The sequence below is a fragment of the Arcicella sp. GW458-12-2-14-TSB2 genome, from assembly GCF_059423785.1.
On the sequence record NZ_JBWKYN010000086.1, the window covers coordinates 1 to 24,232 of the forward strand.

Here is a 24,232-nt window from a genome sequence, read left to right on the forward strand (position 1 = left end):
CGATTTACAGAATAAGAATAGCCATTCACAATATCTTGTGGACAAATTTTGCCCAAAATTCGGGATGACTCATGTTTGTTTTATTTGCGATATGATAGTAAAACGCCAGACAGTATGTTTTTGTTTCATCATTGAAAAATTATTAAACTATTTTTCAAAATAAAATTAAATATTTTCAAAGGGCTATTTAAAAGCCCTCAGTTCCATAAAAAAGAGCAAGTCTCAACAAATTTTCGGAACTTTGTATTTATTAATAGTATCAAAATTTGAAAATCCAAGATTAGCATGCGTCTTCATCGCCCATTAGTGATAGCAACCGTAAAGGCTCTGCAAGAAATATTTTTTGTTAAGAATCCTCGTCAAGCCGACCGAGTAATTGAACAGACTTTGAAATCGAATAAGCAATGGGGTAGTCGCGACCGTGCCTTTATTGCCGAAACTACTTATGAAATTGTCCGCTACTGGCGTTTAATACTTTTCTCGAACAATCTTTATGAAGATAAACTCAAAGCCCCTTACTTCTGGCAAATTGTTGGCTCATGGTTATTAATCAAAAAACGTTTGTACCCAAATGCTGATAATGTTGAGTTCTTGCCAAAATGGGACGAATTTTCACATATCCAAGCGGGCAAAATATTAGACCGCTTTGAAGAAGGTATGCTAATCCGTAAAATTCGTGAATCTGTACCTGATTGGCTCGACCAATTATGTGAAGAAGAAATAGGCGATGAAAAATGGTCGGAAGAAATCATGGCGATGAACGAACAAGCACCCGTAGTGCTAAGAGCCAATAGATTAAAGACTAATCAAGATAAATTACAAGATTTATTGGATGCAATAGATATCGAAACCATCGTTCCAGAAGGTCTGCCAGATGCGTTGATATTAAAACAACGCCAGAGTATTTTTAGAACTGATTATTTCAGAGAAGGATTCTTTGAGGTACAAGATGCAGGCTCGCAACTGATTGCCCCATTCTTGGATGTACAGCCCGGCATGAGAGTCATTGATGCCTGTGCTGGTGCAGGGGGAAAATCGCTTCACCTAGCGGCTTTGATGGAAAACAAAGGGAAGATTGTAGCGATGGACGTGGAGGAATACAAGCTGGTTGAATTAATGAAAAGAGCCAAAAGAAATGGTGTAGATAATATAGAAGTAAAATTGATTGAGCCTAAAGTATTGAAAAAATACGAAGCTAGTGCCGATAGATTATTGCTTGATGTACCGTGTTCTGGTTTAGGTGTAATTCGTAGAAACCCTGATTCTAAATGGAAATTGACGCCAGAATTTATTGATAACCTCAGAGTAACGCAATGGAATATCCTTACTGAATATTCTGCGATGCTCAAAAAAGGGGGAAAAATGGTTTTTGCTACTTGTAGCCTTTTACCTTCTGAAAGCGAAAATCACATTAGACGCTTTATGGCTGAGTTTGGTGACCAATGGGAGTTTTTAGGCGAACGCCGTACTTCTACTGCTAAAGAAGGTTATGATGGATTTTACATGGCTTGCTTGCAGAAAAAATAGGATTTTGCATAAAAAAACACTCAAAATGAATCATTGAGTGTTTTTTTTATGTTCTTTTACTATATTTAGTATATCTATTTACTTGTTTAGTAGTATCTAATAAAATTTCTGTAAAACTTATCAACAACTAACATCATTAAATTACACAATGAAAAAATTAATCATTTTATTTTTAATCACACTGATTGGGCAAAACGTAGATGCACAGGTGGCTACTCGTTGGCGCGCAACTATTCAAACCGACGGTGGTTCATTACCTTTTGGTCTTGAAATTAAACCTACTAAGAACAAAAAAAAGTTTGATGTTTACGTATTAAATGCCGCTGAAAGATTCAAAACAGATGAAGCTACTTTAGAAGGCGACTCGCTGATTATTCCTATTTCATTATTTGATGCTGAAATTATAGCGAAGAAAGGTGATAAGAACCTTACAGGCTTTTATCGTAAAAATAAGGGTCGTAAGTCTTTTGCACAATCTCCATTCCAAGCTACTTTAGGTTATGCATTCAGATTCAGAACCAATAAAATGGCGATACTTGGTAATACTACAGGTAAATGGTCTGTGAATTTCATCAATGCTGAAACTCAAAAAGCTAGTTATGCTGTAGGGACTTTCCAACAAAAAGGTACTACCGTAACAGGTTCATTCTTGACAACCACTGGCGATTACCGCTATATGGATGGTAATATTGTTGGCGATAGTCTGTTCCTTTCTACTTTCGACGGTTCGCACGCTTTCTTATTAAAAGCAAAAGTTGAAGGTGACCAAATCACAGGCAAATTTTACGGCGGTATCAAAGGGTTCAGAAACTTTGAAGCGAAAAGAGATGACAACGCAAGTCTCCCCGATTTAAGTAAAATCACGTTATTGAAAGATGGCTACGATCGTTTTGATTTCTCATTCTTGAATGAAAAAGGCGAAAAAGTTTCTCTTTCAGACAATGCTTATAAAGGCAAAGTGGTAGTGGTACAAATTTTAGGCTCATGGTGCCCGAACTGTATGGACGAAACTAATTATTTGGTGCCTTTTTATAATAAAAACAAAGCACGTGGTTTTGAAGTAATTGGTTTAGCTTATGAGAAATCGACTGACACAGAATTCTTTAAACAAAAAATGGCATTACTTCGCAAACGTTTCGGTATTGATTATCAGTTATTAAATGCAGGGCTAAACAATTCAGAAAGTGCATCCCAAAGTTTGCCATCGCTCAATCAAGTTATCGGTTTCCCTACAACCATCATATTGGATAAGAAAGGAGTTATTCGCTTAACACACGCAGGTTTCTCTGGTCCAGGTACAGGTAAATATTATACTGAATGGGTGAAGGAGTTTGAAAGTAAAATTGATGAGTTGATAAAAGAATAACAATAACCTTTCTTTTAGTCGGTGACTTAAGTCCTATCGATTACCCACATCTTTTAAAAAAGTTGAAATGAAGATGTGATTATTGATAAAATTGGTTTGAATGGGCTTAAATCGCCTTTCAAACCGAGCTTTGGTCGTCTCTTGTCATAGCCATTTCTTATTCCTAGCGAGGGACTTAAGTCCCTCGCTAGGAATAAGAATATGATTATCAAGCACTTATAGATATATGGGTAATCGATAGGACTTAAGTCAACGACTAAAAGAAAATCATTTCTCCCCAACCCTTTTTAAAGTAGTATCTTTTGAAATCAATGAACCAAAGCATAAATCAACAAATAAGCCCCTACCCCAGCAAAGTAACCTAACAATGCTGTAAAGCTAATTTTACGCATATACCAAAGAAAATCTATTTTCTCCATCCCCATCACTGCTACACCAGCTGCCGAGCCTATAATCAATACACTTCCCCCTGTACCAGCACAATAAGCCATAAATTCCCAAATTTTTGAATCTGTCGGGAAAGCTGTTAAATCATACATACCCATTGATGCCGCCACCAGTGGTACGTTATCAATCACAGCAGAAGCCAAACCAATCACTACTACAATAATATCTTGGTTTCCTATCGTCTTATCCATCCAAGTAGCCAATCCTGTCAGTAAGTCGGTAGATTCTAAAGCACTAATAGCGATTAAGATACCAAGGAAAAACAGAATACTCGAAGTATCTATTTTGCTCAAAGCATGTGCGACTGTAAAAGGCTTCCGCTCCTCCTCATCCTTACCCGAATGCAAGATTTCAGACACAATCCAAACAATGCTTAATCCCAATAAAATACCCATATAAGGGGGCATATGTGTAATAGTCTTGAAAATGGGCACACCCAATAAAACGCTGAATCCAGTAATAAGCATAATCATTGAATGCTGTTTTTGATTGACAGCCTCATGGATTTGAGTCTCTTTTTCTTGAGCTTTTTTCACCGAGCCTTTCAGTTGATAGCTCATATAAATCAATGGTATAAGGAGGGAAATCAAGCTTGGAATAAATAATACTTTAATGATATTCATAGTAGTAATTTGTCCACCAATCCAAAGCATGGTCGTTGTTACGTCTCCAATGGGTGTCCAAGCCCCTCCTGCATTGGCTGCTATAATCACAATTCCTGCAAACAGCTTTCTAGTTTCTTCCTCTTTTATCAATTTCCTAATTACCGAAACCATCACAATGGCAGACGTAAGGTTATCTAATACCGAAGAAAGGAAAAAAGTAATAAAGGCTATCGTCCAAAGTAAAGTAACTTTATCACGGCTTGTAATACGGTCTGTAATTAATTTAAACCCTTGATGAGCGTCAATCAATTCTACGATAGTCATGGCTCCTAACAAAAAGAAAAGTATCTCTGATACTGCCCCAAGATGATGTGATAGTTCTTGTAAAACAGGCGTTTTCTCCGAAGAGAATATCATGTAGGTAGTCCAACATAATACTCCTGTAAGTAATGCCGTAGCAGTTTTATTAATTTTGATAGGATGTTCTAAAGCGATGGCCAAATAGCCTATTACAAAAATAGAGATAATTAAAATATGCATTATGCGGTTTGTTATATTGGTAGTAAAGGTAGAATAAAATCCATTTTAATTTTAAACATTCACAATTTTGAAAAGCCTTTATTAAAAATAAGGATACCCAAACAAGGGAAAAATACAAGATTTTCATTCACTATTTACAAAATGCCAGCAGAAATGCTCAATAAATTCCTTTTTTTCTTTCGCATCCCATAATACTCTTCTAACTTTGTGGGATTTAATTTTTTAGTAATGAAAGTTCTTTCATAAAGGCTTTCTGATTTCCATAAATAAATTCTAGCAAAAAATGAGTTCAATAGTATCGCTCGCAGACCGCATTAATGCACTGGAGGAGTCAGCAACGCTCGGGATGACAAAAAAAGCCCGTGAACTTGCTGCTCAGGGACACAAAGTTATCAGCCTTTCAGTAGGCGAACCAGATTTCAAAACCCCAAAGCACATTTGCGATGCCGCCAAAAAAGCCATTGATGATGGTTTCCATGGCTATTCGCCTGTAGCTGGTTATCCTGACCTTCGCAAAGCGATTGCTGATAAGCTCAAGCGTGATAATAATATTGAGTGGAACCCTGAAAATATTGTAGTTTCTACAGGAGCGAAACACTCTTTAGCAAACGTAATTTCTACGTTGGTTAACCCTGGTGACGAAGTAATTATCTTTGCACCTTACTGGGTTTCTTACTCTGAAATGGTAAAATTAGCAGAAGGTACTTCTGTCATAATAGATGGTGCTTTTGATAATAACTTCAAAGTAACACCTGAACAATTTGAAGCGGCTATCACACCTAAAACGAAATTGGTGATGTTTGCTTCGCCAAACAACCCAACGGGTTCTGTTTATACTGAGGCTGAATTAAGAGCTATCGGTGCAATTGTAGCAAAACATCCAAATATTTTTGTGATGGCTGATGAGATTTATGAATACATCAACTTTACAGATGCTGGTCATTTTTCTATCGGTTCAATCCCTGAAATCAAAGACCAAGTAATTACAGTTAATGGTGTTGCTAAAGGGCATGCCATGACGGGTTGGAGAATTGGTTTTATCGCTGCGGCAAAATGGATTGCTGATGGTGTTGAAAAATTACAAGGACAAGTTACTTCTGGAACAAACTCTATCGCTCAGAAAGCAGCTACGGTAGCTTTCAATGGTACTTTAGAGGAGGCTTACAAAATGAAAGAGGCTTATCTTCGTCGTCGTGATTTAGTAGTAGGTCTTTTACGTGAAATCGAAGGTTTCAAAGTAAATATGCCTGACGGTGCCTTCTATGCTTTCCCAGATGTAAGCTATTACTTCGGAAAATCAGACGGAACAACTACCATTAAAGATTCTGATGATTTCTCAATGTGGATATTAGCAGATGCTTTTGTAGCTACTGTAGCTGGAACCAGCTTTGGTGCTCCAAATTGCGTTCGTATCTCTACTGCCGCTGCTGACGAACAATTAATTGAAGCTTGTGAAAGAATTAAAACTTCTGTAGCTAAGTTAAAATAATATATTTTTTTAGTGTTTTTGAAAACAAAAGTCCACAAGGTATGTATTTACCATGTGGACTTTTGTTTAATCTAGGGAAAAAACATTAATTACCCTTCTTTAATCCCTAAGGCTTATTCTTTCTACGAAAATTATACTTAATCTACCTATTAAAATTCGTAATTAATACTTTTATAAACAAAATCTCACACTTATGGAAAATTCATATTAAATATCAATTTAATGAAATTTGTTTTGATTAAATTGTAATGTAATGCCTAATCATTAATACAAAGTAGTATGAGAAAGAAAGAAATATATTGGACAATTCAACTGATATGTTGGAGTCTATATATTATTTATACAACAAGCGAGTATATCTATTATAAAGTAAACATCAATACAGCCCTTATTTCAGGTCTTATCAACTTATGCATTTTTATCATTGGTACGCATCTTTATTATTTAGCTGTTAATAACAAACAAATAGAATTATTAAATTGGCGTAAGTTTATAGTATTCCCTATTCTGGCAAATTTTATTATTTCTATCATCGTTTATAGTATCAACTTATTCTTTTGGAATATTACTATTCCTTATTCAACCAATACTAATTCGGACTTTTTAGGCCATGTTTTTCATTTTGTTAAAACATTCAGGCTTATTATGCCTTGGTTCATTTTTTATCATGGAATTAAGTTTGCCAAACGTTCCATCCATGAAGAAAGAGCCAAATTGGAGGCAGAAATGCATGTAAAAGAAATAGAATTAGTTAGTTTAAGAAGTCAGCTAAACCCCCATTTTTTATTTAACTCTCTCAATAGTATTCAGTCGCTTACTTTAACAGAACCTAAAATAGCCAGAGATGCTACGATGAAGCTTTCTGATTTATTGAGGGTTTCTCTATCATTTTATGATTTAAAAGACATTACTTTTCAAGAAGAACTCTTACTTGTTAAAAACTATCTAGACCTTGAAAAAATGCGTTTTGACGAACGCCTGAATTATAAAACAGATATTAGCAAGACAGTCTTGTTGGCTAGGGTTCCGCCGATGTCATTACAACTATTAGCCGAAAATGCTGTAAAGCATGGCATTAGCAAACTTAAAAATGGAGGAAATATTACAGTATTTGCCCGCAAAAAAAATAATGTACTAATATTTGGCATTCAAAATACTGGCACAATTTTGGCAGATAACTCTGAACATAAGACAAGAAAAGGGATTGGACTTGAAAACCTTAATAAAAGACTACTTATCAATTATGGACTAAAAGACTCACTGACGATTGAATGTGAAAATAACATTGTGACGGCTCAAGTAAGTATTCCTTTTAAGATATAGATTTTTTATAAAGTTGTTTTTCTACCCAAAAAAACTTTATTTCAACGTTAATCAAAAAAAATTAACGAGAAAATTGCTAATTAACACCATTAGATTCCTTGAAAATGGAATGGAATTTGCTATATTAGCGGAAAATACTAGGTAAGTACTAGAACTACCCCTGAAAGGCTCACAGGTGTTGACCTATATTAATTATTGCAAATCAGTTAAGCGAGATGGCTAATAGAAAACCTTACTCTCCAAGAGCTGTTGATCGCCAAAATCAAGACTTGTCCAATATTAAGCCAATGAGTAAGAAAATTAAGACTATCTTGGTGGATGACGAGAGGTTAGCTCGCCAAGAATTAAAGTATTTATTACAAGATTATCAGGACATTCAAATCATTGATGAGGCTGAAAATGTGGACGATGCTATTGAAAAGATTCATCGATTACAGCCTGATTTAATTTTTTTGGATATTGAAATGCCTGAAAAAAATGGATTCGATTTATTGGATGAGCTTGAGTTCATCCCTAAAATTGTATTCGTAACAGCGTATAACCAATATGCTATTCAAGCTTTTGAATCAGAAGCAATGGACTATCTGTTGAAGCCCATGAAAGCCGAAAGACTTGCGAGAACGATAGAAAAAATCCGTGCTGAAATCCAACAAACAAGAATCTCTGAGGCTGTATCTGAAGGAAGACTTCCGCCTGATAAAAGAATATTCTTAAAAGATGGAGACAAATGTTACTTTGTACGTCTTACTGAAATATACATGATTGAATCTGTGGGGAATTATTGCCGTTTCCATTTTGGAAATAACCGACCGATGATTCACCGTTCTCTGAACAAAATTCAGGAGCGACTAGACCCGAACACATTTTTCAGAGCTAATCGCCAGCAAATTATCAATACAGAATACATTGCTGAGATAGATTCTTATTACAAAGGCGGCATGAAAGTAGTACTAAACAATGGAATTGAATTAGAGATTTCAACAAGGAACTCTGTTGCGTTTAAAGACATGATGGGTATTTAGTACAGCCGTATTTTATAGCTTATAATTTTAGGAGGTTCTCAAAATTTATATTTTGAGAACCTTTTTTGTTCTGCACTTGAACGGTTTTTTAAATTCTTACCATGAAATTTCTCATTTCAAAACGTTTTTAAAACTCCCCCACCCCTTAATACAGACCTCATCATTCTATTTCTGCGAAAGTGTACTTTCTCTTGCTTTTATTACCTTAAGTTAAGTACATTTACTTAAAGTAATTCAAAAATTACTCAGAAAAAGGTTTAATAGTGGCGGCTATTAAACCTTTTTTATTGTGAATCATTTCTACTTTGGCAAGCAACTGAATGGCAGATTTTATTATCTTTGCTATTATGCGTATACTGAAAATTTTATATACCGTTTGGGCTGTTTTCTGGTTCGTTTCTTTATTCCTTATACTTTTTCCTTTTTTCTGGCTTTTTCTACAGAAAGAAGCATGGAAACCCAAAGCACACTATCTAAACCGATTATGGGGTAAAATATATTTCCCTATAATAGGCGTTCCCATCCGTATCAAATTTGAAGCCCCTATTGATATAAATAAAACGTATGTTTTTTGTGCTAACCATTTTTCTTATATAGACATTGCCGTTATGGGCATGGTTATTCAAAACTATTACGCATTTGTTGGCAAGGCAGCCCTCAAGAAAGTACCCTTGTTTGGCTATATGTTTAGGAAACTGCATATTCAAGTAGATAGAAACGACAAAAAAAGTCGTACAACTTCGCTTACTCGCTCGCTTAGGGCATTAAAAAACGGACGAAGTATCATCATTTTCCCCGAAGGCGGTATTAAAACCAAGCATCCTCCTCAAATGCATACTCCCCTTAAAGACGGAGGTTTTTTAATGGCTATTAGCCAACAAGTGCCTATAGTCCCCATTACTTTTCTTAATAATTTTCATGTGTTGAAAGATGGTGAGTATCTATTATCTCACACTCCTATTAAAGTAATTGTTCATCGGCCCATTGAAACAATAGGAATGACTACTAATGATATTGAGACTTTGAAAAAACAATTTATTGAGGTTGTTCAAGGAACGTTGAATATGGCATATCACAATCAGGGCAATTTTCAAGAAAGTATGTCATAAAGTCCAATCAAAAGTTTGTTTTGCCTATTATCCAAAATAATAATATCATTTGACACGATAGAATTTACTTTGAATCAAAATAAACAATCAAAATCTAAAAGATAAAGTCATGAGATCTCACGAAATAGATTACAAAATTATAGGAGAAGACATCCAACTGGTAGAAGTAGAATTAGACCCTAATGAAACCGTTATTGCCGAAGCAGGAACAATGTGTTATATGGAAGAAGGCATCGTTTTTGAAACAAAAATGGGTGATGGTTCTAGTGCTGACAATTCGATAATAGGTAAATTATTTCAAGCTGGTTCACGTTTGTTAACAGGCGAGTCGTTGTTTATGACACATTTTACGAACCGTGGTTATGGGAAACGCAAGGTAGCCTTTGCTGCACCGCACCCTGGAACAATTATACCGATTGACCTTTCAACACTCCCTGGTAATACCTTAATTGCCCAAAAAGATAGCTTTTTGTGTGCAGCATTAGGCACACAAATTTCCATTACTTTCAATCAGAAAATTGGAGCAGGATTGTTTGGGGGCGAAGGGTTTATTTTAGAGAAACTACAAGGGGATGGTTTAGCTTTTGTGCATGCAGGTGGAACAATCATTGAAAAAAGATTAAACAATGAAACCCTCAGAATAGATACAGGTTGTATTGTTGCGTTTGAACAGACACTAAGTTATGATATTCAGAAGGCTGGAAACCTAAAATCGATGGTTTTTGGCGGAGAAGGTATCTTCTTGGCTACCGTTCGTGGAACTGGTCGCGTTTGGATTCAGTCGATGCCATTATCAAAATTAATCCGTACTTTATCACCATACGGAGGAAATGCTAATAAAGAGAGTGGCTCTGTGATAGGTGGTTTAGGAAATATATTTGGCGATTAATCTATTAACTAAATTATCGGCTTATTTTTGCTGACAATTTTGATTGATACTATTTATGATGATTAAAAAAAGATTCCTTTTTTATAGTAGTGCAAGTCTGTTGGCTTGCACTTTTCTTATTTTGAGCCTTAGTAGTTGTAGGAAAAAGCAAGACAATAACGATTATGTACCTAAACCAAAAGGATTTAACCGTATTGACTTACCCCCTACGAAGTATGTTCAGTTGCTTGAAAATCATCCTTATACTTTTCAGTATTCTAGTCAAGCCATCATAAAGCCTGATACTGTTGCATGGGCAGAGCCCCATTGGATATACATCTATTATCCAAACTATAAAGCGGTGATTCAGTTAACCTATAAAAACCTTAATAACGACCCCAACAAACTATCGAAGCTCATTGACGATGCTTACAAATTAGCTGCGAAACATAATCAAAAAGCGTCGTCTATTCAAAATTATGTATTAACAACGGGAGCAAAACAAAAAGCAATGCTGATACAGCTTGAAGGCGAAGTACCTACGTATCTACAATTTTATACCACAGATTCTACAAAACACTATTTACGTGGAGCATTGTATTTTAATACAGCCCTCAAAAGCGATTCTCTTGAGCCCGTTATCGAATACCTAAAAAAGGATGTTATTCGTCTGGTAAATACCTTGCAGTGGAAAAAATAATATGATAAATATATCAATCTCAAAAGCTAGTCTCAAAAGGACTAGCTTTTTATTTTAAGGATTTTCGAGTAAATTACACTTACAAATTATTCCTAATTCCCATATATGTCTGACTCCCTTTTTAAAAGTATTGTTGAGAGACGTCGCTCTGTAAGAGTTTTTGATAACAATGCCCCTTTCGATGATTCAGTAGTTTCTAAAGCCTTATCGCTTGCAGTACTTTCGGCCAATAGCAGTAATATGCAACTTTGGGAATTTTATCAAGTAAAAACACAAAGTGTGCATGAGGCCCTTAACAAAGCTTGTATGGGTCAATCGGCGGCAAAAACAGCCAATCAATTAGTAGTTTTTGTTACCCGCCAAGATAAATGGAAAGAAAGAGTAAAATGGAATTTAGCCAATCTCCATAAACAATTTGAGGGCAAAACATTAACCAAGAAAGATGAGCGAGCTTTGGCTTATTATCAAAAATTGATGCCCTTGGTATATCGCAACGATTTCTTTGGTCTCAATACGCTTATACGCAGTATTATCGTATTTTTTATGGGTTTCAACAAACCATTTCTTCGTATTCGTAATCATGGCGACCAGCGTGTAATGTGCCATAAATCCTGTGCTTTAGCAGCCCAAACTTTTATGCTAAGCATGGCTTCAGATGGATATGATACTTGCCCTATGGAAGGCTTTGATAGCGATTTAGTCAAGAAAATATTGAAGCTCCCTCCTGCTGCCGAAATCAATATGATAATTGCCTGTGGTGTCGGCAAACCAGAAGGTATTTATTCAGACAGAATAAGAGTGCCTAACGAAGATGTAATTTTTGCAGTATAATTAACAAACTATCTTTATTTTATGAAAAAACCATTATTACTAGCCCTTACGCTAATGTCATTTTGGGGAAATGCCCAAAAGAAAAAAACAACACCAGTTGCTACTGATACCGATAAACAAACGGTAATCAGCAATATCGACAAACGCTTTGATGAATACGCAGGTATCTCAAAGCAAATATGGAATTTTGCAGAATTGGGCTATATGGAAGAAAAAAGCTCATTGCTCTTGCAAGAACAGCTCAAGAAAGAAGGCTTTACCGTGCAAGCTGGTATTGCGGGCATTCCTACGGCTTTTGTAGCCACTTTTGGAGAAGGCAAACCCGTTATCGGTATTTTGGGTGAATATGATGCACTACCAGGCTTAGCACAACAGGCAGTTCCAGAAATAAGTCCTATTCCAAACCAAAAAGGTGGACACGGTTGCGGACATAACCTATTCGGAACGGCTTCTGTAGCAGCGGCGGTTGAGGTAAAAAATTATCTAGTAAAATCAGGACAGAAAGGAACTATCAAAATTTACGGCTGTCCTGCTGAAGAAGGAGGTTCGGGGAAAGTGTATATGGTACGCGAAGGTTTCTTTAACGATGTAGATGTAGTATTACACTGGCATCCAGGCTCACAAAACTCAGCCGATGCGGGTACATCTTTAGCGAACAAAAATGCTAAATTTCGTTTCAAAGGTATTGCCTCACACGCTGCTGCTTCACCTGAACGTGGACGTTCTGCCTTAGATGGTGTTGAAGCCATGGACATGATGGTAAATATGATGCGTGAGCACATTCCTCAGGATACTCGTATTCATTATGTGATTACTAAAGGTGGCGAAGCACCAAACGTAGTGCCTGCCTATGCAGAAGTATATTATTATGCTCGTCATAAAGACCGTGAAATATTAAAAAGCGTTTGGAAACGCATTGAAAATGCGGCACAAGGTGCTGCTTTGGGAACTGGGACTAAAGTAGAATGGGAAATATTAGGAGGGGTATTTAACTTATTACCAAACATTACCTTGGCCAATGTAATGCATGCCAACTTAGCTAAAGTAGGAGGCGTGATTTACAATGAAGAAGAAAAGAAATTTGCCTTATCGCTAAGCGAAACCCTCGGCGAACAAAAACAACCTATCGAAAATGCTGCACAGGTAAAAGATTTTCGTGATGGTGCTGAAAGTGCTACAAGCGGAGGTTCTACAGATGTAGGTGATGTTAGTTGGACAGTCCCGACGGTGGGATTACAAACTGCTACTTGGGTTCCGGGTTCATCTGCACATAGCTGGCAATCAACAGCGGCGAGTGGTATGGGTATTGGGCAAAAAGGAATGATTGTGGCGGCTAAAACCATTGCTTGTACAGCCATCGATCTTTTCAAAGACCAAACATTAATCGACAAAGCAAAAGCTGAGTGGGAACAAAAAAGAGGCGCTAATTTTAAATATGAAGCCTTATTAGGAGACAGAAAACCAGCTTTGGATTATCGTAAATAGGTTAGAGGATTGTTTTTTGCTATAAACATTTAATCTTAACGGTTTTATAATTTCAAATCCCAAAGGGATTAAATGTTTATAGCAAATACAAGTTAGGTCAGTAATAGTAAATATTTTTTATAATAATACCCTACTGCAACTTAAAATACTTCATCGTCAGATTACATGAAAACATACTCTCCATATTAAAGTCTGTATGTCCAATACTTTTCAAATGACCAGACAACATGTCATTTAATGCTGATACGTGATTTACTTCCAAAAAGCCTAAGACTCTTTGATAAGTTTTAATCAAAAACTCGTCTCCGAACTGGCAAGAAATCATTACCGTTCTTATATTATTTGAAGCACGTGCCATCCCAAAATAGAATACAGATTGGTCTATTTCCGAATCTTCATAAAGCACTGGATTTTCTGGATTTTCAAGCGATTGGTATAAGATTGGATTCAACTCATTGAGTAAAGAGGTAGATTCATCCACTTGCGTTTTAAAATGTTGTTGCAACTCTGGCGTATAGACTGTCTCAGATAGTTTGCAATATACCTCTATACGTTGACGATTAATTTTAAAGATATTAATCAAGCCTTTCAGTATTTCTTCGTTGGTAATTTTCATGATATGTGTGTTGATGTTATAAAATGGATGACGACTCTATCTTTATTAATCATTCGCAAAAAAATACTATAATTTTGTAGTGAATATTACCATATTTAGGCAGATAAGCTGATAAGTGTAGTAAGCTTATTTATTAAAAAATTATACCAGTTGCTATAAATCGTCAATCATCTCGTTTTTTGAGTAAATAGCTCTACGAGATAAGTCTATAAGGGGAAAAAAATCATTATTATTTATTGAATGCTTCAAATTCGCTACATCATGTATGGCAAATCTAAAACAACGAATAAATGAAATATAGCACTAACGGATGAGGTTAAACGGTGCAAAAAAGGGATGATTGTAAAGATGAAGCTGGCAAAAAGATTATCTTTTTAATTGAAGGAGAAGTTGATTGAAAAAATTTAATAACTTACTTTGTTAAGTAAGCTGAATTAGCTTTGTCAACTTTTAAAAAAGTTGACAAAGCTTCTACAAATACAAATATTATTACTTGCTTTAATATACGTTTAAGCAAGATTTATTGAGCAATTACTTTTTTAATAACAAAGTTACCAATATTAGCTCCTTGCTTTGCGCCATATTCTATAGAATCCTTAAAATGAATACCTCCATAGAATCGAGAAATAGCCGCTTCAGACGCAGCCTGTTTGAAGGATTTAAACGAACGTTTCGGAATACCAAACTCTACTTCTACCACATCGGTATAGGCAAAATTATCTCCGACTAAATGCGTCAGAAGAGTTGCCACTGCCGAAGAGATTACGCTATGCCCACTGGTGTACTCAGGGAAAGGCGGCGTTTGTAGTAATCCTCGCCAATTAGGATCTATTTGTTGATTGATAGCGGTTTCTGGTCTAATTCTATTACTTCTGTATTTTTCATCCCAACAAGAAATAAAGGCATCAGCCATCGTAATGCCCACCATGGCATGCCAACGTACTGCTTCAGCTAGATTGACTTTTTTCTGTAAACAAGCTATACCTGTAATACCCATCCAGTGTCCACCCGGAGATATTTTTTTGGTACCAAAACTAACATGCCCTTTTTGATTCAAGAAAAAAGGATTACAATCCCAAAAGTTAGCGATATGAATTTGTTCTTTCGTGAGATGTTGTGTAGCATCGTACACTTCTTTTACGAGTCCAAAAAAGGCACTATTTTTATCTTTGCTATATGGAATAGCGGGTGTTGGCTTGAATTGAGCGGCGCTATCTAACACAAAAGGACGGAGCGTACGCCAATGTGGCTCGTAGGCTTCTGTATATGCTGGGGGTGTTGGTTGCCAATAGCCTTCTTTATTGATAGGAGTATATCGTAAATAACCACTCGTTTTTACATAGCCGTCTTTAGCCGCATATTTCACTAAGCGTTTTACAACAGAATCGGCATAAGCGATAGATACTTGCAAAGTTTGTGGCGTAATTTTTCGAGACTGTTCAACATTTTTCACCAATTCTTTACGAGCACTTTCTAAGGTATATCCCGAGGGCAACAAATCTTCGCCCATTCTTAATAACGAATAAATAGCTGCAAAGTCTTCTGCAATGGGTGAAGTAGATTTTAGATCATCAAAATTAGGATAGGCATTTAACTTCCCTTTCAGCTTTACTAATCTGGCATTGGCTACGTTATGCGACAAAATTTCATAAGGGGCTAAGTTGGCATAAGCATAATAACGTGCAGCTGCGCAGGGACCCGTAACATCGCTCACCATGACATCGGTAAGTTGCTTTAAAGCTTTTACATAAGCTTTTGTATCTGTCAAAGAAGGCGTTTCTTTAGCATATAAGCTCGTTTGTAATAATATCCCCAAACACATTATTGCGTGGATAAAACCCTGTTTTTTCATTTTACTATTATTTTATTTGTGGTTATGTTATCAGCTATCCTAATTATTATTACTTAATTGATAAGTTGAAATGGTATCGTTATTTCTAAAAAAATGCAACTGTTGTCCTTTTTTATTTTTCGTAATTACAATATCTCTGACTTCCCCTTTCACTTGCAAACCTGTTTGAGATTGTGGTAAATATTCAAATTGGCAATTACCTTTATTTACAAAAAGCATTCCATAATTGGCGTCCATTTTCCCTATTTTGATACGACTATGAAACTGATTCCCTGCAAGTATCAAATCCTTCAAACCATCTTTGTTTGCATCTATCAAACTAATGGCATAGACGGGGGCAAATTGTGCCTCAATAGGCAAAGCTATGGGCTGAAATGTGCCATTTCCCTTGTTTTCTAGCACAATCGATTGAAAGGAATTCGCTGTGAGCGTATCTGCTAATTTGAGTTGCTCGGCATTTAGCATATCTTTTAGCTCGGCATTGGAATAAGCGGCATAGGTTGTAAATTTTCTACGCAGGGCAAATACTTGATTCAAGGCTTCGTCACGACTGACTAAAGGATAGGCTTTTCCTTGAACATAATAACAAAGAAATGGGTCAATGGCTTCATTCTGGTCAAAATCACCAAAGACCAACGACACAGGCTCTTTATCTGAAGGTTTTAGCTGATTATTTAAGCCGTAATTGCCCGCAATCACATCCAAATCTCCATCATTATCTAAATCGGCTAATTCCATTGTATTCCACCAACCTTTCTGTTCGTTACCTACAATAGCATTAGCATGTTGAACAAATGTACCTTTATTGTTTATCCAGACGGTTATGGGTTGCCAATCGCCAGCAATAACGAGGTCATCCCATCCATCTTTATTAATATCTAAGCTTTGTGCAGTCGTAACCATCCCTAGCTTTTCAAAGGCTGGTGCTAGTGCTTTAGTAACATCTGTAAAAAAGCCCTTTCCATCATTTTGGAGCAGTCTGCTCGTTATTGCAAGTGGATATGAACCAGGTACTCCCCTCCCACCAATAAATAAATCAATGTCTCCATCATGGTCAAAATCTAAGGCAGTAACACAGGCATCACTATTTACATCACCCGTAATTAGATTATCCTCTGCCTTTTTAAAATGTCCTTTTCCATCGTTGATATATAACCTATCTTGAAGTAATAAATCATCTGGCAAATAAGCATAACCTCCACTTACTACGTATAAATCAAGGTCGCCGTCTTTATCTGCATCAAAAAATAAAGCATCCGTATCCGTACACATGATGTCTGCTTCTATACTTGCTTGCTCAGTTCCTAACCATGAACCATCAGCTTGTTGAATCACAATAGCGCCCGATTGCCCTTTTGAGCCTCCAATATAAATATCTTCTAAACCATCACCATTAACATCTCCTTTGGCTACTTTAGGACCCACATACGATAGCATATTAGGCAATAATAACTGACGTTTGAAATCATTATAATCATCCTCAACGTTTCCGTAAGGAATTGTATCTTTTTTGACGGCAACAAATAAGCTGGTTGTAGCTTTTGTAAGAATATCTTTAATGTTTTTCTCTGGACTTACAGTTAAAACTTGATTTGCTTTTACTGATTTAAATATTTGAGAAGTCTGATTAGCAAAAACTACCTTGACACTATCTATCAAAGTATGTTCACCTACACCAAAATGTAAGGGCATCAGCATACATGATTGAAATCCACGTGTTGGATAATGCTCTCGATATTGCATTTTTCCTTGATTGTATACCCAAACTTTAGCACCATACGTACTGCTTTTACCCATATCGCCAAGCTGTACCTTTAAATAGTGTTGTGTTGTATGTTCATTTTGATAAATAGCGGCCTCGTGGTTTACGTTATTGGTAATAATTTCTAGGTCTCCGTCATTATCCAAATCTGCATAAACTGCTCCGTTCGATAATAAAAGCTGATCACAGTGCCAATCTTTCGTTTTATTTTCAAACTGCAATCTTCCGTTATTTCTAAAAATATAGTTTTGAGTAGCTGTAGAGGGCATTTCTTTTAAAATATCCATCATGGCAGTCGGACTTCCCTGAGCGGCTTTAAGTTCTTTGTCTGCATAAAACTTCATAAAATCCATGTTGGTATAATCACGCAGGTATCCATTGGTCACAAACAAATCTTTAAACCCATCATTATCAAAATCAGCTACTAAAGGCGACCAACTCCAGTCTGTATTAGAGATACCACTTAGCTGGCCGATTTCGCTAAACGTACCATCACCATTGTTCAGTTGGAGCATATTCCGCATAATCTGGTGATAAAAACCATTACGAATCATGCTTTTATAATTTTCATAATTCTCTGGGCCATACAACAGTTTTTGTCGGCGGTTGTCTTCAGGAAGCATATCAAGGGTGAAAATATCTGGTAAACCATCATTGTTCATGTCTACTACTTCATTACCCATTGAAAACTGGCTCAAGTGACCAACTGACTCTTCTAATTTATCTGTAAAAGTACCATCCCCATTATTGATATACAGATAATCTTGTTCGATATAATCGTTTGAAACATAAATATCAGGCCACCCATCAAGGTTAATATCAGCAATAGCAATGCCTAATCCAAAACCTAAAGGATTGCCTTTGATATTAGCCTGTATACTGACATCTACAAACTTTCCCTTTTCATTCTTAAGCAAACGGTCGCCAGCGGTTTCATCACGCTGAGATTTTAGCACCGAGGCATCAAAGCGTTTATAATCTTTGATGCTATGGTTGAGTAAAAAACAATCTAAATCACCGTCTTTGTCATAATCAAAAAATGCAGCTTGCGTAGAATTAGTAGGTAAATCAAGACCGTATTCTGAGGCCTTTTCTTGAAAAATGAAGTTTTTTTGATTGATATACAATTTATTGCGGCGGGAATTTGCATCACCATCTCCTGAATAACATACATAAATATCTAGCCAACCGTCTTGGTTAATATCTACTAAAGTCACCCCTGTTTTCCATCCATTCCCTTTACTTATTCCTGCTTGTTGCGTAACATTTTTAAACTTTAGATTACCTACATTTTGGTAGATATGGTCTTGCACCATATTACCTGTAAAATACAAATCGAGCAATCCATCGTTATTCAAGTCACCAACTGCTACACCACCACCATTGTAAAAGTATTCATAAGCTAATACATTTCTTTTTTCAGTTTCTGTTAACTGATTCACGAAAGTTACACCAGACTCAGTGGAGGGCACAAACCTGAATTGGGCATTTACAGTGCTTGTAATTAACCCAAACAACATTTGTAGGAACAATGCATAAGTCAATTTCATAAGATTCTAAATTTGTGATGAATTATTGGTTAGGGGGTATTACAAATCAAAATATAACTTAATAAAATTAAGATACAAAATTTAGAACTTCTTTATCAGTCAAAATGCCTCCGTAAACAGAGGCATTTTGACATAGCTTTAATATTATAAGTTGTACTATGGGCTTTAGGTTTACCCTAAAGCCCAAAACATTATTATTATTGTTTATCCCACCACATACGAGTAGTAAACAAGTCAGCTCCTTGCTGAGCAATTGCAGCGTTGTACTGAGTAGCATTTTTACTTGCTTCTGACTGAGGGTATTTCAAACGACGAGGAATAACACCACCAGTTTCGTTACCAATGTAGTTAGTCGGAGTTAATACAGGGTATCCAGTACGTCTCCAGTTTGCATACGCTTCATAAGAGTTCAAGAAGTTAACAGCCCAATACTGAGTATGGATTTGTTGCATCTGAGCATCTGTAGTTGTCGCTGTATATGGGTGAGCCGTCAAATAAGTAGTAATATCAGTGTCAGAAATTGTTGCACCATATATACTAAACATTTTCATAGCCGCTGTAACACCTTTGTTGTAGTGAGTAGCCGCTTGGCCATCGCCCCAACCACGCACTGCAGCTTCAGCTAATAAGTATTCAACTTCTGCATACGTTTGGAATACTGTTGGAGCTGCTGGACTAGCGATATAGTTTAGGTTTGCTTCAGAATATTCAGCCAAAGAATTGTCACTCCAAGTAGGAATCAACGTTTTGATTGTCGTAACGTCATAACCATTTGGCAAACCTTTTTGTACAGCTGGAGCCGAGCTTGTCGGTAATTGCGTAGCATCAGCATTTCCTTGCCATAATGTAGCAATGTAAGGCAAACGAGGGTCGTTATTGTTTTTCAAGAAAGAAACAAAAGTATTACTCAATTTGCTATTAGCTTTACCTTTCAAGTTAGCGGCATCATACTCTTGAGTTCTCAAAGTATTACCATCTAAGTTACGGTTGTTATCGTTGGTATTTTGGTGATTAATCTTAGCAAGATCATCATTGCTTTGCATTACACCAGCAGCGATAGCTTTTTTCACCCAAGTCTGAGCAGAAGCAGCATCAACTTTAGTTAAACGCATACCCAAACGAAGCATCAATGAGTTAGCAAAACGTTTCCATTTTGCAACATCGCCACCATACACAGGGTCAGCAGCACCATAAGTTGCTTTTGAAGCATCTAAAGCTGTACCAGCCGCTTCCAATTCTTTTAACAAATCAGCATAAATATCTGCTTGTTTGTCATATTTAGGAGAATATACGTTATTCAAATAACCTTTACCAGCCTCAGAGTAAGGAATATCACCATAAAGGTCTGTCATACGGCTATAGATATAGGCTCTCCAGATTCTAGCGATATTGTACTTGTTACTTAATGCAGTATTATCTTTTGTTAAAGATACAATTTGCTCAATTTCTTTTACTTGGTTTTGGTAACCAGTGTCAAAATAAGCACTATAGTATTCAACGTTTGATAAATATTTATCACCCGACCAATAAGTATTCAATGAAGCAAAATGTTGAATCATTGCACCACAATAAATCAAGTTGGCACGGTGGTTTTCGTATCCAGTACCAGCAGTTTTAACGATGTTATAAGTAAACAAGTTTTCTAAAACTGGGTCGGTAAGGGCGTTAGGGTTCTTGTTCATTTCTTCGAAACCACTATCGCATGACGACACTAACAATGAGGCTGCCGTAAGCATACCTGTTAGCATTAATCCTCTTTTTTGTTTTATATATCTAATCATTATTTCAAAAGTTTTGAGTAAAAAAACTAGAATTTAGCCATTAAGTTCAAGCCGAAACTACGTGTAGTTGGCACACCAAACATTTCTAAACCTTGAGCATTACTGTTGTTGTAAGTAGATTCTGGGTCAACATTTGGCACGTTGTTGAACAACATCAACAAGTTACGAGCTACAAAAGAGATACTCAATGATTGAATTGGCGATTTACCCAATACTGATCTAGGGAATGTATAACCAAATGTCAATTGTCTCAACTTTGCGTAATTAGCATTATAAACAAACTCGTCTGTGATAGTAGTTGAGATTCCAGTGAAGTAATCTTGAGCAGAAATCGTTTTAGTAAACGCTTCACCGTTTTCATCAACACCTTTAACCGTTACACCTGTTTCTCTGATACCATTTTCAGCTGTTCTTTGTGTTAAACCATATCTAGTAGCAAAAGCATTAGTTGCTGAATATAACGAAGCTCCGAACTTAGCATCAATCAAGAAGCTCATGTTGAAGTTTTTATAGCTAAACGAATTAGTTAAACCCATTGTTACTGGAGGTACACCTCTACCCAACTGAGTAAATTCTCCTTGGATTGGCAAACCAGTTGCTTTGTTATAAACGATATTACCAGCAGCATCTCTCTTAGCTCTATAACCAGCAATCATACCAAATGGCTGACCTTCGAAGTTATAGATATATCCGTTACGTGTTCTAGACTCATCCATAGAAAGTGTTTTCAAACCTGGAGCAATTGTTACTACTTTGTTGTCGTTATAGGCAAAGTTGTAACTAACATCCCATTTGAATGAACTTGTTCTTACTGGACTACCAGTCAATAAAATCTCAATACCTTTGTTTTCAACACGACCTACGTTCAACAATACATCTTGGTAACCACTTGCAGAAGAAACAGAAGCTTTAACAGCGTCATTAGTAGTAACACGATTATATAATGTTAAATCGATTCCTAATCTGTTATTCAAAGTTTTCAATTCAAACCCTAATTCAGAAGTAGTAGTTGAGTTTGGTTTCAACGTTGAGTTTGGAATTGTGTTGCTACCAATATTCATCAATGGATATGAGAAATATGGGTTCGACTGCAAAGTATATGGCAAGTTCAATGCATAAGCACCAGGATAACCACCACCTACAGTTGCATAAGAAGCACGCACTTTACCATAAGTCAACCAATTTGGACGAGAAGCTAAAGCATCAGAGAAAACAAAGCCAGTACTTACCCCTGGGTAAAAGATGTTATTATTACTAAGCGCTAACGTAGAGAACCAGTCATTACGACCTGTTAGCGTCAAGAACAACATATTTTTGTAAGAAAAGTCAGCAGAACCATACACTGAGTTTACTGCAATTTTACTATACTCATAACTCCAGTTACTTGAAATCAAGTTACTTGGGAAATAATTGAATGGAACATTGAACTGGCTACCACTAATACCTGTAGCTTCATTAGTTCTCACCATTTGGTTTCCTCCTACAAAAGCATTTACTGAAAAATCACTTAATTCCTTTTGGAAACCTACTATTACCTCAGCATTAGTTTCTACAATCTTACGTTCGCTTTGGCTCATGCTACCAGCTGTGCTATATGCAAGACCAGTAGGCTCTATTTGCCAGAATTTCAATTGGTTATAATCTGTACCTAAACGACCTTTCGCATAGAAATTATCGTTGAAGTTATAACGCAAGTTGAAAGAACCCATGAAACGGTTACGGTCGTCAGTATTTTTTACTTTAGTAGTAGCAAAATATGGGTTTTGCGCATACACGTTATCATTCCAAAGTGATTCATACCCACGGCTATCAACACCCGGAGCCAAAGTACGAATATCAATACTTGTTGCCAATAATTGAGCCGCCACGTTAGGGTTTTTAGGAGTATCAGATAAGAATGAACGGTTTTCGCCTTTTTCAAGGTTGTACTGTACCACACTTTCAAATACAAGCTTATTAGAAAGTTTTCCGTTCGTACTCAAGTTAAATGATTTACGACCAAAAGTAGCATTAGGAACAACACTTTTTGAATCAGCATTCGACATTGAGAAACGGAAGTTCAAATTCTGGCTACCACCTGATACTGCAAGCGTATTAGAGAATGTACTTCCTACATTGTAGAAGTTCTTGATATTATCTTTTTGAGCTACATAAGGACGAGAAACACCATCAGCCTGAATTACAGGAGAACCATCTAATTTAGCACCCCATGACATTTTACCAGCAGCAAGAGCTTCGTCAGCTGTTGTTGGTTTTGCACCACGCGTACCAGCACCGTATTGATATTGATAATCAGACAATTTCAATGGCGTCTCAGCAGTATAAGTAGAGTTGAAATCAACCCCTAAGCCTTTTTGAGATTTACCACTTTTCGTAGTAATCAAAATTACACCACTACCAGCACGGAAACCGTATAGAGCAGCAGATGCACCACCTTTTAAAACTGTTACCGATTCGATATCGTCTGGGTTGATTGAGTTCAAACCATCACCCGTATCAAAACCACCCCACATACCAGCAGAGTTTACGTTCGTATTATCAATAGGTACACCGTTGATTACGTATAATGGTTGGTTGTTACCACCCAATGAACCATTACCACGGATAATTACACGGCTAGAACCACCAGGACCAGTAGCAGTACTCGTAGCATTTACCCCTGCAATTTTACCCGAAAGAGCATTACCAAGGTTTAATTCACGAGCTTGTGTAAATTCGCTACCTTTTAATTCTGATACAGCATAACCAAGTGCTTTTTTATCTTTCTGAACACCTAAGGCAGTTACAACAACTTCATCAAGACTTGCAGCAGTAGCCTCTAATACAACATCAACAACAGTGCGATCTCCAACTTCTACTTCTTTAGTAGCGAATCCTAGCGAACGAAAAATTAATGTACTTCCTTTTGGTACATTAAGCGAGTAGTTACCTAAAACGTCGGTAACTGTTCCTTTGGTAGTTCCTTTAATAAGGACGTTAACACCCACCAAGGCAGATTGATTACTGTCAGAAACTTTACCTTTTATAGCCTGAGCAAAAAGCTGCGAGCTTGAAAAGAGTAGTAATGCAGTAATTAACATAGTAAAATTACTTTTGCATGCTTTCATTTTTTTTAAGATTACAGTGAAAAATAGACTTCTTTAATAAACTTGACCTAGGTCAAAAAAATGTAATAAAGACTTTAAGGAGGGAATTGGGTTTTGGAGTACATAACTTTATTTATTAATTAATTTGTTGCTCAATTGATTAGTTTTAGTCACACAGCCCGCCCCACTTTTGTTGTTGAGAAATACTATTTATTTAATTTAAATTAGTACAATTTCATTTATTTGTAAATAAAATTTATATATATTTAATAC

The 24,232-nt window shown here is 36.4% G+C and carries 16 protein-coding genes; 10 read left to right on the forward strand and 6 right to left on the reverse strand.

Annotation, left to right across the window (positions count from 1 at the left end; translation table 11 throughout):
• Positions 1-285: 285 nt before the first annotated feature.
• Complete coding sequence (locus AC07XN_RS13485; protein WP_309914100.1) at positions 286-1,527, forward strand: RsmB/NOP family class I SAM-dependent RNA methyltransferase; 1,242 nt, start codon at positions 286-288, stop codon at positions 1,525-1,527.
• A gap of 148 nt (positions 1,528-1,675) precedes the next feature.
• The gene (locus tag AC07XN_RS13490) at positions 1,676-2,893 is read left to right on the forward strand and encodes a peroxiredoxin family protein (protein ID WP_494743461.1); all 1,218 of its coding nucleotides are present in this window, start codon (positions 1,676-1,678) and stop codon (positions 2,891-2,893) included.
• 308 nt (positions 2,894-3,201) lie between these two features.
• On the opposite strand, the gene nhaD is transcribed toward AC07XN_RS13490, so the two are convergent.
• Positions 3,202-4,485, reverse strand: a complete 1,284-nt coding sequence (gene nhaD / locus AC07XN_RS13495; RefSeq protein WP_494743462.1) for a sodium:proton antiporter NhaD — start codon at positions 4,483-4,485, stop codon at positions 3,202-3,204.
• A gap of 283 nt (positions 4,486-4,768) precedes the next feature.
• Between nhaD and AC07XN_RS13500 the strand changes: the two genes are divergently transcribed.
• The 8 genes from AC07XN_RS13500 (at position 4,769) to AC07XN_RS13535 (ending at position 13,312) form a co-directional block, all read left to right on the forward strand.
• A complete protein-coding gene (locus tag AC07XN_RS13500) occupies positions 4,769-5,974 on the forward strand; it encodes a pyridoxal phosphate-dependent aminotransferase (RefSeq protein WP_309914092.1) in 1,206 nt (401 codons plus the stop codon).
• A 279-nt stretch (positions 5,975-6,253) separates the two neighbouring features.
• On the forward strand, positions 6,254-7,297 hold the full coding sequence (locus tag AC07XN_RS13505) for a sensor histidine kinase (protein WP_494743463.1): 1,044 nt from the start codon (positions 6,254-6,256) through the stop codon (positions 7,295-7,297).
• A 287-nt stretch (positions 7,298-7,584) separates the two neighbouring features.
• Positions 7,585-8,319 carry a LytR/AlgR family response regulator transcription factor gene (locus AC07XN_RS13510; protein ID WP_309914085.1) on the forward strand — a complete coding sequence of 245 codons (735 nt, stop codon included), beginning with the start codon at positions 7,585-7,587 and terminating at the stop codon, positions 8,317-8,319.
• A gap of 320 nt (positions 8,320-8,639) precedes the next feature.
• The gene (locus tag AC07XN_RS13515; protein WP_494743464.1) at positions 8,640-9,428 is read left to right on the forward strand and encodes a lysophospholipid acyltransferase family protein; all 789 of its coding nucleotides are present in this window, start codon (positions 8,640-8,642) and stop codon (positions 9,426-9,428) included.
• 109 nt (positions 9,429-9,537) lie between these two features.
• Positions 9,538-10,317: a TIGR00266 family protein gene (locus AC07XN_RS13520; protein ID WP_309914080.1), complete on the forward strand. Its 780-nt coding sequence runs from the start codon at positions 9,538-9,540 to the stop codon at positions 10,315-10,317.
• Between the two features lie 55 nt (positions 10,318-10,372).
• Positions 10,373-10,996 carry a gliding motility lipoprotein GldD gene (gene gldD / locus AC07XN_RS13525; RefSeq protein ID WP_309914078.1) on the forward strand — a complete coding sequence of 208 codons (624 nt, stop codon included), beginning with the start codon at positions 10,373-10,375 and terminating at the stop codon, positions 10,994-10,996.
• Positions 10,997-11,101: 105 nt separating this feature from the next.
• The gene (locus AC07XN_RS13530) at positions 11,102-11,827 is read left to right on the forward strand and encodes a nitroreductase family protein (protein WP_323246074.1); all 726 of its coding nucleotides are present in this window, start codon (positions 11,102-11,104) and stop codon (positions 11,825-11,827) included.
• A gap of 21 nt (positions 11,828-11,848) precedes the next feature.
• A complete protein-coding gene (locus tag AC07XN_RS13535) occupies positions 11,849-13,312 on the forward strand; it encodes an amidohydrolase (RefSeq protein WP_494743465.1) in 1,464 nt (487 codons plus the stop codon).
• A 130-nt stretch (positions 13,313-13,442) separates the two neighbouring features.
• On the opposite strand, the gene AC07XN_RS13540 is transcribed toward AC07XN_RS13535, so the two are convergent.
• The 5 genes from AC07XN_RS13540 to AC07XN_RS13560 all read right to left on the reverse strand — a co-directional run bounded on the left by AC07XN_RS13540 (position 13,443) and on the right by AC07XN_RS13560 (position 23,980).
• Positions 13,443-13,928: a hypothetical protein gene (locus tag AC07XN_RS13540; RefSeq protein WP_309914061.1), complete on the reverse strand. Its 486-nt coding sequence runs from the start codon at positions 13,926-13,928 to the stop codon at positions 13,443-13,445.
• A gap of 520 nt (positions 13,929-14,448) precedes the next feature.
• Positions 14,449-15,780 (reverse strand): vanadium-dependent haloperoxidase, encoded by a 1,332-nt coding sequence (locus AC07XN_RS13545; protein WP_494743466.1) that lies wholly within the window; start codon positions 15,778-15,780, stop codon positions 14,449-14,451.
• Positions 15,781-15,819: 39 nt separating this feature from the next.
• The gene (locus AC07XN_RS13550) at positions 15,820-19,092 is read right to left on the reverse strand and encodes a VCBS repeat-containing protein (RefSeq protein ID WP_494743467.1); all 3,273 of its coding nucleotides are present in this window, start codon (positions 19,090-19,092) and stop codon (positions 15,820-15,822) included.
• Between the two features lie 197 nt (positions 19,093-19,289).
• The gene (locus tag AC07XN_RS13555) at positions 19,290-20,873 is read right to left on the reverse strand and encodes a SusD/RagB family nutrient-binding outer membrane lipoprotein (protein WP_494743468.1); all 1,584 of its coding nucleotides are present in this window, start codon (positions 20,871-20,873) and stop codon (positions 19,290-19,292) included.
• A 26-nt stretch (positions 20,874-20,899) separates the two neighbouring features.
• Entirely contained in the window at positions 20,900-23,980 is a 3,081-nt protein-coding gene (locus tag AC07XN_RS13560; protein WP_494743469.1) for a SusC/RagA family TonB-linked outer membrane protein, read from the reverse strand.
• Positions 23,981-24,232: the final 252 nt, after the last annotated feature.

Excerpts from the sequence above, each read along its gene's own strand:
- AC07XN_RS13510 (WP_309914085.1), top strand. The coding sequence starts at position 7,585 with ATGAGTAAGAAAATTAAGACTATCTTGGTGGATGACGAGAGGTTAGCT.
- AC07XN_RS13515 (WP_494743464.1), top strand. The coding sequence starts at position 8,640 with ATGGCAGATTTTATTATCTTTGCTATTATGCGTATACTGAAAATTTTA.
- AC07XN_RS13530 (WP_323246074.1), top strand. The coding sequence starts at position 11,102 with ATGTCTGACTCCCTTTTTAAAAGTATTGTTGAGAGACGTCGCTCTGTA.
- AC07XN_RS13540 (WP_309914061.1), bottom strand. The coding sequence starts at position 13,928 with ATGAAAATTACCAACGAAGAAATACTGAAAGGCTTGATTAATATCTTT.
- AC07XN_RS13490 (WP_494743461.1), top strand. The coding sequence starts at position 1,676 with ATGAAAAAATTAATCATTTTATTTTTAATCACACTGATTGGGCAAAAC.
- AC07XN_RS13500 (WP_309914092.1), top strand. The coding sequence starts at position 4,769 with ATGAGTTCAATAGTATCGCTCGCAGACCGCATTAATGCACTGGAGGAG.
- AC07XN_RS13555 (WP_494743468.1), bottom strand. The coding sequence starts at position 20,873 with ATGATTAGATATATAAAACAAAAAAGAGGATTAATGCTAACAGGTATG.
- AC07XN_RS13505 (WP_494743463.1), top strand. The coding sequence starts at position 6,254 with ATGAGAAAGAAAGAAATATATTGGACAATTCAACTGATATGTTGGAGT.
- AC07XN_RS13550 (WP_494743467.1), bottom strand. The coding sequence starts at position 19,092 with ATGAAATTGACTTATGCATTGTTCCTACAAATGTTGTTTGGGTTAATT.
- AC07XN_RS13560 (WP_494743469.1), bottom strand. The coding sequence starts at position 23,980 with ATGAAAGCATGCAAAAGTAATTTTACTATGTTAATTACTGCATTACTA.
- AC07XN_RS13520 (WP_309914080.1), top strand. The coding sequence starts at position 9,538 with ATGAGATCTCACGAAATAGATTACAAAATTATAGGAGAAGACATCCAA.
- AC07XN_RS13545 (WP_494743466.1), bottom strand. The coding sequence starts at position 15,780 with ATGAAAAAACAGGGTTTTATCCACGCAATAATGTGTTTGGGGATATTA.
- AC07XN_RS13485 (WP_309914100.1), top strand. The coding sequence starts at position 286 with ATGCGTCTTCATCGCCCATTAGTGATAGCAACCGTAAAGGCTCTGCAA.
- AC07XN_RS13535 (WP_494743465.1), top strand. The coding sequence starts at position 11,849 with ATGAAAAAACCATTATTACTAGCCCTTACGCTAATGTCATTTTGGGGA.
- gldD (WP_309914078.1), top strand. The coding sequence starts at position 10,373 with ATGATGATTAAAAAAAGATTCCTTTTTTATAGTAGTGCAAGTCTGTTG.
- nhaD (WP_494743462.1), bottom strand. The coding sequence starts at position 4,485 with ATGCATATTTTAATTATCTCTATTTTTGTAATAGGCTATTTGGCCATC.